Annotated in this window: 9 protein-coding genes; 8 read left to right on the top strand and 1 reads right to left on the bottom strand. The window is 72.2% G+C overall.

Translation table 11 applies throughout. The features are described from left to right. The first annotated feature begins 106 nt into the window (after positions 1-106). The 5 genes from NQU54_RS18195 (at position 107) to hflX (ending at position 7,300) form a co-directional block, all read left to right on the top strand. The gene (locus tag NQU54_RS18195) at positions 107-604 is read left to right on the top strand and encodes a hypothetical protein (RefSeq protein WP_173963201.1); all 498 of its coding nucleotides are present in this window, start codon (positions 107-109) and stop codon (positions 602-604) included. Positions 605-746: 142 nt separating this feature from the next. After that, positions 747-1,679, top strand: coding sequence for a diaminopimelate epimerase (gene dapF, locus NQU54_RS18190; RefSeq protein WP_257631976.1), 933 nt, complete (start codon positions 747-749; stop codon positions 1,677-1,679). A 135-nt stretch (positions 1,680-1,814) separates the two neighbouring features. Further along, positions 1,815-4,010 carry a RelA/SpoT family protein gene (locus NQU54_RS18185; protein WP_257631975.1) on the top strand — a complete coding sequence of 732 codons (2,196 nt, stop codon included), beginning with the start codon at positions 1,815-1,817 and terminating at the stop codon, positions 4,008-4,010. An 87-nt stretch (positions 4,011-4,097) separates the two neighbouring features. Beyond that, complete coding sequence (locus NQU54_RS18180; protein WP_257631974.1) at positions 4,098-5,678, top strand: M1 family metallopeptidase; 1,581 nt, start codon at positions 4,098-4,100, stop codon at positions 5,676-5,678. Between the two features lie 119 nt (positions 5,679-5,797). Continuing rightward, entirely contained in the window at positions 5,798-7,300 is a 1,503-nt protein-coding gene (hflX, locus tag NQU54_RS18175) for a GTPase HflX (RefSeq protein ID WP_069867876.1), read from the top strand. Between the two features lie 129 nt (positions 7,301-7,429). Here the strand turns inward: hflX and NQU54_RS18170 are convergent, their stop codons facing one another. Then, on the bottom strand, positions 7,430-8,605 hold the full coding sequence (locus NQU54_RS18170; protein WP_079259211.1) for a trypsin-like serine peptidase: 1,176 nt from the start codon (positions 8,603-8,605) through the stop codon (positions 7,430-7,432). Between the two features lie 236 nt (positions 8,606-8,841). On the opposite strand from NQU54_RS18170, the gene NQU54_RS18165 reads away from it, so the two are divergent. From NQU54_RS18165 to NQU54_RS18155, 3 genes are all read left to right on the top strand, one after another. Next, positions 8,842-10,461 carry a diaminobutyrate--2-oxoglutarate transaminase family protein gene (locus NQU54_RS18165; RefSeq protein ID WP_372505925.1) on the top strand — a complete coding sequence of 540 codons (1,620 nt, stop codon included), beginning with the start codon at positions 8,842-8,844 and terminating at the stop codon, positions 10,459-10,461. A 309-nt stretch (positions 10,462-10,770) separates the two neighbouring features. Then, complete coding sequence (locus NQU54_RS18160) at positions 10,771-12,969, top strand: IucA/IucC family protein (RefSeq protein WP_257631973.1); 2,199 nt, start codon at positions 10,771-10,773, stop codon at positions 12,967-12,969. A gap of 77 nt (positions 12,970-13,046) precedes the next feature. Then, the gene (locus NQU54_RS18155; RefSeq protein ID WP_257631972.1) at positions 13,047-13,745 is read left to right on the top strand and encodes a GNAT family N-acetyltransferase; all 699 of its coding nucleotides are present in this window, start codon (positions 13,047-13,049) and stop codon (positions 13,743-13,745) included. Positions 13,746-13,969: the final 224 nt, after the last annotated feature.

Genomic DNA, 13,969 nt, shown 5'->3' with positions numbered 1-13,969 from the left:
ACGTGATGGCATCGGGACGCTCCGCTCGTCATTGGGGCCCCGGCGGGCATGCCATCATCAAGCTCCGATCGTGCCGTGGTGTCTGGAGTTGGGAGGGCGTGTGGCGATGGAGGCCGGCCCTCGCGACGCATCGCAGCAATCGCCGCACGGAGACGCGCGGTCGCTGACCCCGGACGGCCCCGACGATGAGGCCGGAGCCTTCCATGAACCCGGCGCGGTCCTCGAGGACGGCTCCGAGGACCCGGACGGCGCGGGATCGGTCTCCGGGGAGTCCTTCCGGGAGCTGCGCCCGCCGCGCCGGCTGCGGATCTGGCAGATCGCGCCGATCGTCGCCCTGGCCATCCTCGGCTCGCTGATGTTCGCCTTCCCGCTCGCCTTCGAGTTCGGCGACGGAGGGGCGGTCGTGGCCATGCTCGGCCTGCTGCTGAGCGGCTGTGCGGCGGGCTGGGGCCTGATGGCCGCCCGCCGGGTGGGCTACACCTGGCCGGGCCTTCCCCCCAGAGGCTCCGGGCGCCGCCCGGACTGGCGCTTCGTAGTGCTCTATGTGCTGATCGTCGCGCTGCTGGTCGCCCTCACCTTCTGGCGCGTGGCCCGCCTCCGCTAGGGCCCCTCCGGCGGCTCCTCCCGGGCCCCGGCGCCGGGCACGGCACCTCGCCGGTGCGGGCTCGTCACGGGCTCAGGGCCGCCTGGGCGGCGCCCGCCGGGCACCGGGGGACGGCGCTCGCGGTGCCCCGTAGGATCGAGGGATGAGCACCGCACCACGGCTGTCCTTCGTCAAGGGGCACGGCACCGAGAACGACTTCGTCATCGTCCCCGACCTGGACGGCGGCCTGGAGCTGTCCGCGGCCGCCGTCGCCCGGATCTGTGACCGCCGCGCCGGTATCGGCGGTGACGGGCTGATCCGCGTCGTACGGTCCTCGGCGCATCCCGAGGCGCGGGGCATGGCCGACCAGGCCAAGTGGTTCATGGACTACCGCAACAGCGACGGCAGCGTCGCCGAGATGTGCGGCAACGGAGTCCGTGTCTTCGCCCGCTACCTCCAGCGGGCCGGGCTCGTCGAGGCGGGCGATCTCGCGGTCGCCACCCGGGCCGGGGTGCGCCGGGTCCACATCGCCAAGGACGCCGGTGACGCCGCGCGGCCGGGTGAGGCCACGGCTGGGTCCGACGGCCCGATCACCGTGGTGATGGGCGAGGCCGCACTGCCCGAGCCCGGCCCCGAAGGGGAGATCACGGTCACGGTCGGTGAGCGCTGCTGGCCCGCGCGCAACGTGAACATGGGCAATCCGCACGCGGTCGCCTTCGTCGACGACCTCGCCCAGGCCGGTGATCTCTTCACGGCCCCCGCCGTGCGCCCAGCCTCCGCGTACCCACAGGGCACCAATGTCGAGTTCGTCGTCGACCGCGGCCCGCGCCATGTCGCGATGCGCGTGCACGAGCGCGGCTCCGGCGAGACCCGCTCCTGCGGCACCGGCGCCTGCGCCGTGATGGTGGCCGCGGCGCGCCGTGACGGGGCCGATCCGGCGGTCACCGGCCACCCCGTCACCTACACCGTGGACGTTCCGGGAGGGCGGCTTGTCATCAGCGAACGGCCGGACGGTACGGTGGAGATGACCGGCCCTGCCGTGATCGTGGCCGAGGGGGAGCTGGACCCCTCTTGGCTGGGCACGGACCTCGGCTGACACTTCCCTCGAATGGGTGATCCGTTTCACTCTGGGCGAGAGCCGGTCGGCCGTGCGTGATGGGCTCGATAGCATCAAGCACCGGCCCGGGGGAGTGCCCACGCCGGTTGACGCTCGACGCCGCCGGAGGTGCCCATGAGCGCAGAGGCCACCGACCAGGCCCCGTTCGGTCGCAGGCGCGGCCTCCCCCGCATCGACCTGCGCAATCTCCGCAGGTTCAGCCGGGCGGCCCTGCTCGGTCCGGCCTCGCGCGGCCGGCTGCCGGACGCGATCGAGCATGTGGCCAAGGTCCATCGCGTGCACCACCCCGGAGCCGAGCTGGATGTGCTCCGCAAGGCGTATGTACTGGCCGAGTCCTCCCATCGCGGCCAGATGCGCAAGAGCGGTGAGCCGTACATCACCCATCCGCTGGCCGTCACGCTGATCCTCGCCGAACTGGGCGCCGAGACCACGACCCTGACGGCCTCGCTGCTCCACGACACCGTCGAGGACACCGATGTGACTCTCGATCAGGTGGGGGAGCAGTTCGGCGAGGAGGTCCGCTATCTCGTCGACGGCGTCACCAAGTTGGAGAAGGTCGACTACGGCGCGGCGGCCGAGCCCGAGACCTTCCGCAAGATGCTCGTCGCCACTGGCAACGATGTCCGGGTGATGTCGATCAAACTCGCCGACCGGCTGCACAACATGCGCACCCTCGGCGTGATGCGCCCCGAGAAACAGGCCCGCATCGCCAAGGTCACCCGTGATGTGCTGATCCCGCTCGCCGAGCGGCTCGGGGTGCAGGCGCTCAAGACCGAGCTGGAGGACCTGGTCTTCGCCATCCTCCACCCCGAGGAGTACGCGCGGACCCGCGAGCTCCTCCAGGCCCACGCCGGGCGCCCCGACCCGCTGGCCCGCGCCGCCGGGGACGTACGGGGCGTGCTCCACGAGGCGGGCATCACCGCCGAAGTCCTGGTCCGGCCGCGGCACTTCGTCTCCGTCCACCGGGCCGGGATCAAGCGCGGCGAGCTGACCGGCACCGACCTCGGCCGACTGCTCGTCCTGGTCTCCGACGACGCCGACTGTTACGCGGTCCTCGGCGAACTGCACACCTGCTTCACTCCGGTGATCTCGGAGTTCAAGGACTTCATCGCGGTCCCCAAGTTCAACCTCTACCAGTCGCTGCACACGGCCGTGGCCGGGCGCGACGGCGAGGTCACCGAAGTCCTCATCCGCACCCACCAGATGCACCGGGTCGCGGAGGCCGGAGTGATCGCCCTCGGCAATCCGTACGCCCCGACGGAGGGCGCCGACGCCCCCGAGGGCGAGCGGGCGGACCCCACCCGCCCCGGCTGGCTGTCCCGGCTGCTCGACTGGCAGAGCGCCACCCCCGACCCCGACATCTTCTGGACCTCGCTCCGCGACGACCTCGCCCAGGACCGGGAGATCACGGTCTTCCGCTCCGACGGCGGGACGCTCGGCCTGCCCGCGGGCGCGAGCTGTGTGGACGCCGCGTACTCCCTGTACGGCGACGACGCGCACTCCTGTATCGGCGCCCGGGTCAACGGCCGGATCGCGACGCTGAGCACGGTGCTGCGCGACGGCGACACCCTCCAGCTGCTGATGGCGAGCGACAGCAGGGACGCCGCCTCCCACGGCCCCTCGCCGGAGTGGCTCGACCACGCCCGCACCCCGGCCGCCCGTATCGCCATCAACCGCTGGCTGGCCGCCCATCCGGCGCCGCAGCACGAGTCCCGGGAGGCGGCCCGGGAGACGGAGGCGGAGTCCGCCGCCGAGCTCACCGGGCAGGGCGCGCAGGGCTCCCAGGCCCCGCAGGGCGAGGCCGCCGTCCCCGCGGCCGGTGCGGGCCGCCCCGAGGCGGGCATCGCCGTCGACCTGCCCGGAGCGACCGTAAGGCTCGCCCGTTGCTGCACCCCCGTGCCGCCGGACGCGGTCACCGGCTTCGCGGTCCGCGGCGGGGCCGTCACCGTGCACCGTGTGCGGTGCCCCGGGGTGGCACGGATGACCGCGGCCGGGCGTACGGCCGTCGGGGTGCGCTGGGCGGACCAGGACGACGGGGACGGGGGCGGCGACTATCGCGTGACCCTCTTCGCGGAGGCGTTCAGCAGACCGCATCTGCTGGCCGATCTCACCGAGGCCATCGCCGCGGAGGGTGCGGAGGTGGTGGCGGCCGCCGTCGAACCGCCCCGTGAGCAGCGGGTCCGGCACACCTACACGCTCCAGCTGCCCGACGCGGGCAAGCTGCCGATCCTGATGCGGGCCATGCGCAACGTCCCCGGGGTCTACGACGTGACGCGCGAGGGCCGCAGCGTGGCCGCGGCGCACTCCTGAGCGCCGTCGGGCCGCCTCTGAACTCCTTCGGGTGGATCAAGGCCGGGAGCGACTGCGCGGGTGCCGGGGCGCTGGTAGCCGTAGGGCATGACGCTTTCTTCGGGGCGCCGCCCCTGGCCACCGCGCACCGGGCGCCGCAGGACCGCGCTGGTGGCCGCCGCCATGGCCGCGGTCTTCCTCGCGGTCGGCCCCTCCTCGGCCGCGGGGCCGGTATCCCCCGCGCATCCCACGCCCCTGGGCATCGGTGACCCCCTCTTCCCGCAGCTCGGCAACCCCGGGTACGACGTCACGGCGTATGACCTCGCGTTCGACTACCGCCGTCAGGACCGGCCGCTCGACGCCGTGACCACCATCGACGCCCGCGCCACCGCCCCCCTGCGCACCGTGAACCTCGACTTCGCCCAGGGCGTCGTGCGCTCCGTAAGAGTCGACGGAGCGCGGGCCCGGTTCGCGACGGCCGGAGAGGACCTGGTGATCACCCCGTCCGCCCCGATCCACAAGGGCGCCGCGTTCCGGGTCACCGTCCGCCACACCAGCGATCCCCAGGGCGGTACGAACGGCGGCTGGGTCCGCACTGGCGACGGCCTGGCCATGGCCAACCAGGCCAACGCCGCCCACCGCGTCTTCCCGTGCAATGACCACCCCGCCGACAAGGCCCGCTTCACCTTCCGGATCACCGCCCCGAAGAGCCTTACGGTCGTCGCGGGCGGTCTGCCCGGACCGCGCGTCCGCAAGGGATCGCGGACCACCTGGACGTACCGTCTCGTCCACCCCATGGCCACCGAGCTGACGCAGATCTCCATCGGCCGCTCCGCCGTACCGCGCCGCACCGGGCCCCATGGGCTGCCGGTGCGCGATGTCGTCCCCGTGGCGGACCGCGCACGGCTGGAGAAGTGGCTCGCGCGCACTCCAGGACAGCTGGCCTGGATGGAGCGGAAGGCCGGGCGCTACCCCTTCGAGAACTACGGTGTGCTGATCGCCCACGCCACCACCGGCTTCGAGCTGGAGACACAGACGCTCTCGCTCTTCGAGCGCGACCTGTTCACCAGCGGTCAGCTGCCTCGCTGGTACATCGAGTCGATCATGGTGCATGAGCTGGCGCACCAGTGGTTCGGCGACAGCGTCAGCCCGCGCCGCTGGTCCGATCTGTGGCTCAACGAGGGCCACGCCACCTGGTACGAGGCGCTGTACGCCGATGAGCGCGGTAAGGCGAGCCTGACGGGGCGGATGCGCAAGGCGTACGGGCAGTCCGACGCCTGGCGGGCCGAGGCGGGGCCACCCGCGGCCCCCAAGCCGGCCGACCCCGGCCAGCCGATCGGCATCTTCCGCCCGGTGGTCTACGACGGCAGCGCGCTGGTGCTGTACGCGCTGCGGCAGCGGATCGGCCCGGCCGCCTTCGACCGGCTGGAACGGCGCTGGGTGCTCCGCCACCGCGACGGTGTGGCCTCGACCGCCGACTTCATCCGGCTGGCCTCCGAGGTGGCGGGGCGCGACCTGAGCGGATTCCTCCATCCGTGGCTGTACGGCAGCAGGACGCCGCCGATGCCGGGACACCCCGACTGGAGGTCGACGGCGAAGGAGAGCACCAAGGGCGCCGCGCTGCCCGGCGCGCGGGCGGGCCGGCACGCGGTGCGTTACGCCGTGCCATGGGCCGTGAAACCCGGGTGACGGTCCGGCCGCCGCGTGCGACCATCAAGGGGTCGGCGTCGCGGCCGGCCCGGCGGGGAATCCCGGGGGCCCGCCGAGCGTTGTCGACAGTGACGGTATTCCACGACGTAAGGATTCCTTTGACCCACTCCTCTTCCCTTCCGCAGGACCGGCAGCGAGCCGCCGAGAGCCTTCGGGCCGACGCCCTGATGGAAGAGGACGTCGCCTGGAGCCACGAGATCGACGAGGAGCGTGACGGCGACCAGTACGACCGCTCCGAGCGTGCCGCGCTGCGGCGCGTGGTGGGCCTGTCCACCGAGCTCGAGGACGTCACCGAGGTCGAGTACCGCCAGCTGCGCCTGGAGCGCGTGGTGCTGGTCGGCGTATGGACCTCCGGCACGGTCCGGGACGCGGAGAACTCCCTGGCGGAGCTCGCCGCGCTCGCCGAGACCGCCGGGGCCCTGGTGCTCGACGGTGTGATCCAGCGGCGCGGCAAGCCGGACCCGGCCACCTACATCGGCTCCGGCAAGGCCGAGGAACTGCGTGACATCGTGGTCGAATCCGGTGCCGACACCGTGGTCTGCGACGGTGAGCTGAGCCCCGGACAGCTGATCCACCTCGAGGACGTCGTCAAGGTCAAGGTGGTCGACCGCACCGCCCTGATCCTCGACATCTTCGCCCAGCACGCCAAGTCCCGAGAGGGCAAGGCGCAGGTCTCGCTCGCCCAGATGCAGTACATGCTGCCGCGGCTGCGAGGCTGGGGTCAGTCGCTGTCTCGCCAGATGGGTGGTGGTGGCTCCGGATCCTCGGGCGGCGGTATGGCCACGCGTGGTCCCGGTGAGACCAAGATCGAGACGGATCGGCGCCGCATCCGCGAGAAGATGGCGAAGATGCGCCGCGAGATCGCCGAGATGAAGACCGGCCGCGACATCAAGCGGCAGGAGCGCCGGCGTCACAAGGTCCCCTCGGTGGCCATCGCCGGTTACACCAACGCGGGCAAGTCCTCGCTGCTCAACCGGCTCACCGGTGCGGGTGTCCTGGTGGAGAACGCGCTGTTCGCCACCCTCGACCCGACCGTGCGCCGGGCCGAGACGCCCAGCGGGCGGCTCTACACACTGGCGGACACCGTCGGGTTCGTCCGGCATCTGCCGCACCACCTGGTGGAGGCGTTCCGCTCCACGATGGAGGAGGTCGGCGACGCCGATCTGATCGTCCATGTGGTGGACGGATCGCATCCGGTGCCGGAGGAGCAGCTGGCCGCCGTGCGCGAGGTGATCCGCGATGTGGGCGCGGTCGATGTGCCCGAGATCGTTGTGATCAACAAGGCGGATCTGGCCGATCCGCTGGTCGTGCAGCGGCTGCTGCGGATGGAGCGGCGCGCCTTGGCGGTGTCGGCCCGCAGCGGGCAGGGCATCGACGAGCTGCTCGCGGTGATCGACGAGGAGCTGCCCCGGCCCCAGGTCGAGATCGAGGTGCTGCTGCCGTACACCCACGGCAAGCTCGTCGCGCGCACCCACACCGAGGGTGAGGTGCTCTCCGAGGAGCACACCCCCGAGGGCACGCTGCTCAAGGCGCGGGTGCACGAGGAGCTCGCGGCGGAGCTGCGGCGCTTCGTACCGGCCGCGGCCGCCGGGCAGCGCTAGCCCCGAGGTCGGCGGCGCCGGTCCCGAGAGTCGGCAGCGCCAGGCTCGACAGCCATTCACCACGAGGGCCCGCCATTTCCGGGGGCGGGCCCTCGCCATGCGGTGCGTTAAGGTCGGCGGCTCAGCCGATCACTGGCTTGCGAACTTCTTGCTGACCGCGGTGTAGACGCCCTTCGCCTCCGGGCCGAGGTGCGGTCCCGCCAGCCAGGTCGCGTTGGACGGACCGATTGAGGTGTTGGACACCAGCGACGGCTTGCCGTCCGCGCCCTTGGCGACCCAGCCACCGCCGGAGGAACCCGCGGTCATGGTGCAGCCGATGCGGTACATCGTGGGCTGCTCGGCGTCCAGGGAGAGGCGGCCCGGCTGATCCGCGCACTGGTTCATCTTCTGGCCGTCGAACGGCGGGGCGGCCGGGTAGCCGGTGGCCGTGATCTCGTCGATGGACTTCACCGCCGGGGCGTTGAAGTCGACCGGCAGCGCGCCGCCCACCGTCTCCTCGAGCGACTTGCCGCCGCTGACCTCCGGCTTCACATGCATCACCGCGAAGTCGTACGGAGCGCCCTTACCGCCCACGGCCGCGCCGCTGTCGATCCACTGCGAGGAGGTCTGCGCCCAGTCGGCCCACCAGACACCCTTGGGAGCCAGCTCCTCCTTGGTGGCGTTCTCCAACTCCGCCTGCGACTTGCCCGCGTCGTTGTAGGAGGGCACGAACATCAGGTTCTTGTACCAGCCGCCGCCCTTGCCCGCGTGGACGCAGTGGCCCGCCGTCCACACCAGGTTGGACTTGCCGGGGTGCGCCGGGTCCTCGACCACCGTTGCGGAGCAGACCATCGAGCCCTCGGGGCCGTCGAAGAACACCTTGCCCGCGTAAGGCACATTGGCGCTGTACGGGCTGGCGACCTCCTTGGCCTGGACGGGCTGCGGATCGGGGTCGGTCACACCCTGGTCGTCCGCGATGTCGCTGTCGTCCACCGGCTTGTCGGGCTCCTGCGCGTCGCGCATCCGGTCCGGCTTCCACAGACCCTTGATGATCGGGTTGATGAAGTCACCGGCCTCGCGCAGCCAGTCGTCCTTGTCCCACTTGTTCCAGGCACCGTTCTTCCACTGGTCCAGATCGATGCCGAGATTCTTCAACTTGTCGTTGAGATTGTCGGGCAGCTTGATGTCGTCCACGCCCTGCTGCTCCGACGACGCGGTCGGCTTGGCGTCGGTGTTGTCGTCCGAGGAGTCGCACGCGGTCGCGGTGAGCGCCAGAACCGAGGCTATGGCGGCCACGGCCAGTGCGGGTCGGCGTGAGGATGGCATGGGTGGAACTCCCCCTGAGGTTCTGAGCTGCTCTACGGCCTGTGTGGAATTGTCATGCACCGCCCCGGCAATGGGGTGGAATCCCACTATGCCGGTGCCGCCTACGACGGCTGCGAGCGGGTCCTTGGTTCCCGGCCACAAGGATCTTCGCCGAGCCCGTGATCCGGAGCCCTACGCGTCGTTGGTACGTACGGGGGACAGCCGGAGGGCGTTCAGCAGCAGGAGGACCGAGACTCGTGGCCGTGACCCAGCTCCCGCCGATGGCCCTGGCCGCCGTCCCCGGCGACGGCGGCGCCACACAGGGCATTCTGCGGCGCCAGGCGCTGCGTGAGTCGGCCGCCCGCACCTACGCCCGGGCGTTGCCCATCGTGCCGGTGCGCGCCCGGGGCATGACGGTCGAGGGGGCCGACGGCCGCCGCTATCTCGACTGCCTTTCCGGGGCCGGGGCGTTGGCCCTGGGGCACAACCACCCGGTGGTGCTGGACGCGATCCGGGCCGTTCTGGACTCGGAGGCACCGCTTCAGGTCCTGGATCTGGCCACACCGGTCAAGGACGCCTTCACGGACGAGCTGTTCGCCACCCTGCCGCCCGGACTCGCCTCCCGCGCCCGGGTGCAGTTCTGCGGACCGGCGGGCACGGACGCGGTCGAGGCCGCGCTCAAACTGGTCCGCACCGCCACCGGGCGCGACGGTCTGCTCGCCTTCTCCGGGGCCTATCACGGGATGACGGCCGGTGCGCTGGCCGCCTCCGGCGGCGCCCCGGCGGATGGTGTGATGGCGGCCGGTGTGACCCGGCTGCCCTTTCCGTACGACTACCGCTGCCCGTTCGGGGTCGGCGGGGAGCGCGGTGCCGAACTCGCGGCGCACTGGGCCGAGAAGCTGCTCGACGACCCGAAGGGCGGTGCGCCCCACCCGGCCGGGATGATCCTCGAACCCGTACAGGGCGAGGGCGGGGTGATCCCGGCACCGGACGGCTGGCTGCGCCGGATGCGCGAGATCACCGCGGCCCGCTCCATCCCGCTCATCGCGGACGAGGTGCAGACCGGCGTCGGGCGCACCGGGGCCTTCTGGGCGGTCGACCACAGCGGGGTGGAGCCCGATGTGATGGTGCTGTCGAAGGCCATCGGAGGGGGCCTGCCGCTGGCCGTCGTGGTCTACCGGGAAGACCTCGACGTCTGGCCGCCCGGAGCCCACGCGGGCACCTTCCGCGGCAACCAACTGGCGATGGCCGCGGGCGCGGCGACCCTCGCCCATGTCCGGCAGAACAACCTCGCCGAGCGCGCGGCAACCGTCGGCGGCCGGATGCTGGAGCGGCTGCGCGGATTCGCCGCCGGACGGCCTCAGATCGGCGACGTGCGCGGCCGGGGCCTCATGATCGGCGTTGAACTGGTCGCCCCGGAGGCTGGGTTCGCGGCAGGAGCTGGAGTTGCGCCAACGGGGGCTGGACCCGTCGCGAACCCCGACCACGAGGAAGCCCCGGGCGGCACAACCCCATACGAGGCATCCCCGTACGAGGCATCTCCGGGTGGGGGAGCCCCGTACGAGGCATCCCCGGGTGAGGCAGCCCCATACGCCGATGCCATGCGTACGGCGGCACCGCCCGCCGCTCCCGCGCTCGCGGCGGCCGTTCAGCAGGAGTGCCTGCGGCGCGGGCTCATCGTCGAACTCGGCGGACGCCACGGTGCGGTGATCCGCCTTCTCCCTCCGCTCACCATCACCGATGAGCAGACAGAGGCCGTCCTGGACCGGCTCACCGACGCCCTGGACGCGTCGATCCGCACCGCCGGAACCCACTCCCGTGAACTCCCGCCCACCGCTGCCCCGTTCGGCCCGCCGTCCACCGGAGACCACCGGTGACGCGCCCAGCACCGTACGACCGCACCCCCATCGCACCACCGAAGGAGGCAGGCGCCGGGCCCAGGACGTGAACGCCATGATGCCCGCGCCGCACTCACCATGCCGCATACCCCCGGGGGAACCCCCTTGTCTCCCCGCCCGCAGCCCGTGCCCGCCCAGACCAACCCCGGCGACTCCGCGCGCCCCGGCCCCCCGCCGCCTCTCCCGCACTCGCCCCACACGGCGCCTCCTCCGGCTGAGGAGGCGAGACCGCCCGCCCCGGCCGCCCCGCCCACGGCGGTGTCGGCGGTCAGGGCACCGTCCACCGCCATGACGGCCGCCGGAGAGCAGACAGCGCCCCCGGCACCGCCATCACCGCTCGCGCCAGTGCCATCTGCCCCCACGGCGCCGCTGTCCCCCGCGGCCGTGCCACCGTCCGAGGTGGCGGTGCCACCGGCCCCGGCCCCGGCGCCACAGCCCCCGGCGACGTCGTCCGCCAAGACATCGCCCGCCATTGCGCGGCCCGCCACGGCGCCGCTCCTCAGCGCGGCGGGAGCGGGAGCGGGCGCTGGCGCACCCCAGCCATCCGCCAGAGAGAAACCGCCCACCCCGGAGCCGTCGGCTGAGGAGCCGTCCGCACCACAACTGGCCGCGACGGCCGTACCCCGGCAGAACCGCGACGGCCAGGAGGTGCCCGGCGGCCGCGCCCCTGAGGTCGGCGTGGATCCGCTCGACGACCCCGACCCGCTGACCGCGGCCGACGCCGCGGCCGTCGAGAACCTGCTGCGCTGCTGGGTACGTGAGCGCGGTCTCGCGCGCCCCGACAGGGACACCCTGCGCATCCCCCTCGCCGCCAGCGGAACCGTACTCCTCGTCCCGGTGCGCTATTGGTCGCCCACCGGCTGGCACCGCTTCGGTCCGCCGCTGCTGGAGCACGGCCCCCATGACGCGCCCGCTGTCGGCGCGGTCACCCTCGCGGCCCTGCTCACCCGCGAGGCGGCGTACACCGCGCGGCAGGACGATCCCGACGCGGACGCCACCGAACTTGTCGGCCGTGTCGCGGACTCCGTGCGACGCACCGCCCTCTTCCTCACCCACCGCCGGGCCATGCCCGCCGATCCCGGTGCGGGCACCCCGTTTCTCAATGCCGAACAATCCCTCCTCTTCGGTCACCCCCTGCATCCCACGCCGAAGAGCCGCGAGGGCCTCTCCGACGCCGAATCCACCGTCTGCTCACCGGAATCGCGTGGCTCCTTCCCCCTTCACTGGATCGCGGCGGACCGGTCCGTACTGGCCTGCGAGTCGGCCTGGACGGAGCGCGGCCGGACCGTGCCCGCCGAGCGGCTCGCCCTCTCCCTGGCGGGCAGCGGCCTCCAACTGCCCACCGGTACCGTGCCCCTGCCGCTGCATCCCTGGCAGGCTCGCGAGATCCGGCACCGTCCGGAGGTCGCCGCGCTCTTCGACGCGGGTCTGCTGCACGACCTCGGGCCGTGCGGCGGTGACTGGTATCCCACCTCGTCGGTCCGTACCGTCTACCGGCCCGGCGCTCCCGCCATGCTGAAACTCTCCCTTGGTCTGCGAATCACCAACTCCCGTCGTGAGAACCTCCGTAAGGAACTCCGCCGCGGTGTCGAGGTGCACCGGCTGCTCCGCAGCGGACTGGCCGAGCAGTGGCGGACGGCATTCCCCGGCTTCCCGGGCTTCGACATCGTCCGAGACCCGGCCTGGCTCGCCGTGGACGGATCGGATGGCGAGCCCCTGACCGGCATCGACGTTGTCGTCCGGCACAACCCGTTCGGCCCCGGCGACGACGCCGTCTGCGTCGCCGGACTCCTCGCGGTGCGCCCCTGGCGCGGACAGCCGGTGATGCGCTCCCGGCTCGCCCACATCGTCGCCCGGCTGGCCGCTCGCACCGGCCGTTCCACCGCGGCCGTCGGCGCGGAGTGGTTCCTGCGCTATCTGCACACGGTCGTACGCCCCGTGCTCTGGCTGGACGGGGAAGCCGGGATCGCGCTCGAGGCACACCAGCAGAACACGCTGGTGCTGCTGGACCCGGACGGCTGGCCGGTCGGCGGCCGCTACCGGGACAACCAGGGCTACTACTTCCGTACGTCCCGGCACGCCGAACTCCAGCGTCGGCTGCCCGGTATCGGCGGCCGCAGCGACACCTTCGTCCCCGATGAGGTCATCGACGAGCGGTTCGCCTACTACCTGGGTGTCAACAACGTCCTCGGAATGATCGGCGCCTTCGGGTCCCAGCGACTCGTCGAGGAGCGCGTCCTGCTGGCCGCGTTCCGCCGCTTTCTCACCGAGGTCGCGTCCGGCCCCGGGCGTACCCGCTCACCGCTTCCCGCCCAGCTCCTGGAGGCGCCCACCCTGCGCTGCAAGGCCAATCTGCTCACCCGGCTGCGCGGCCTGGACGAACTGGTGGGACCGGTGGACACCCAGTCCGTCTATGTGACCATCGACAACCCCCTCGCCATGTCTGTCTCTCCTTCCGGCACCCCTGCTGTCCCTCCTATGGCTTGACTCCGCGACCCGCGATCAGGCCCCTCACCCCCCACGTCCCCCTGACGTGCCGAGACCCCCGAGAGGAGAGCGTCGCCGTGCCGCACACCGACTCCAGTGCGAGCTCCAGCACCGACGACACCATCGATCTGCGGCTGCGCCAGAAAGAGGACGTCGCGCCACACATCGACGTGGGCTTCACCGGACCGGAGGCCGACGACCGGCCGGATCTGCTCGACCACATCGTCGAATGGGGGCCCACCAGCACCCCGTTGGGCACCTTCCAGCTTGTCCCGGTGCGCATCGGGCGCGATCTGCGGCTCATCGCCCAATGGATGAACGACCCGTCCGTCGCCGCCTTCTGGGAGCTCGACGGCCCCGAGGAGACCACCGCGAGCCACCTCGGGGACCAGCTCGACGGCGATGGCCGCAGTGTGCCCTGCCTGGGTGTCCTGGACGGCGTCCCGATGAGCTACTGGGAGGTGTACCGCGCCGATCTGGACCCGCTTGCGCGGTACTACCCCGCCCGGCCGCACGACACGGGTATCCACCTGCTGATCGGCCGGGTCAGCGATCGCGGCCGTGGTCTGGGGACGACCCTGCTCCGGGCGGCCGCCGACCTCGTCCTCGAACATCGTCCGTCCTGCTCCCGGGTCGTGGCCGAACCGGATCTCCGCAACACCCCCTCCGTCGCCGCCTTCCTCGGCGCCGGCTTCCGCTTCTCCGCGGAAGTCGAACTCCCCGCCAAACGCGCCGCGCTGATGCTGCGCGACCGTGCCCTGCGACACGTCCTGTGAGCCTCCACAACCATCCGTGCCCCCGTGATCTGTCGGCTTCTGTGAAAGTTCTCTGCGAGCTCTGTGCGAGATTCCACTGTTGATACACCGCTCGCCCGGTCCCGGTTCCCACGAGTGGGGATCCGCCCTCCCACCAAGCGGGGATCCGCCCGTCCCACGAAGGCGGGACGTGTCCCAGCTCCACCCCGGCCGAAACCGTCCGTCACCGACCACACCGACGGGAG

This window comes from Streptomyces malaysiensis subsp. samsunensis, from assembly GCF_024519315.1.
Lineage (GTDB): Bacteria > Actinomycetota > Actinomycetes > Streptomycetales > Streptomycetaceae > Streptomyces > Streptomyces malaysiensis.
The sequence above is the reverse complement of the archived record's forward strand: the minus strand, read 5'-3'. Positions and strand labels throughout refer to the sequence as shown.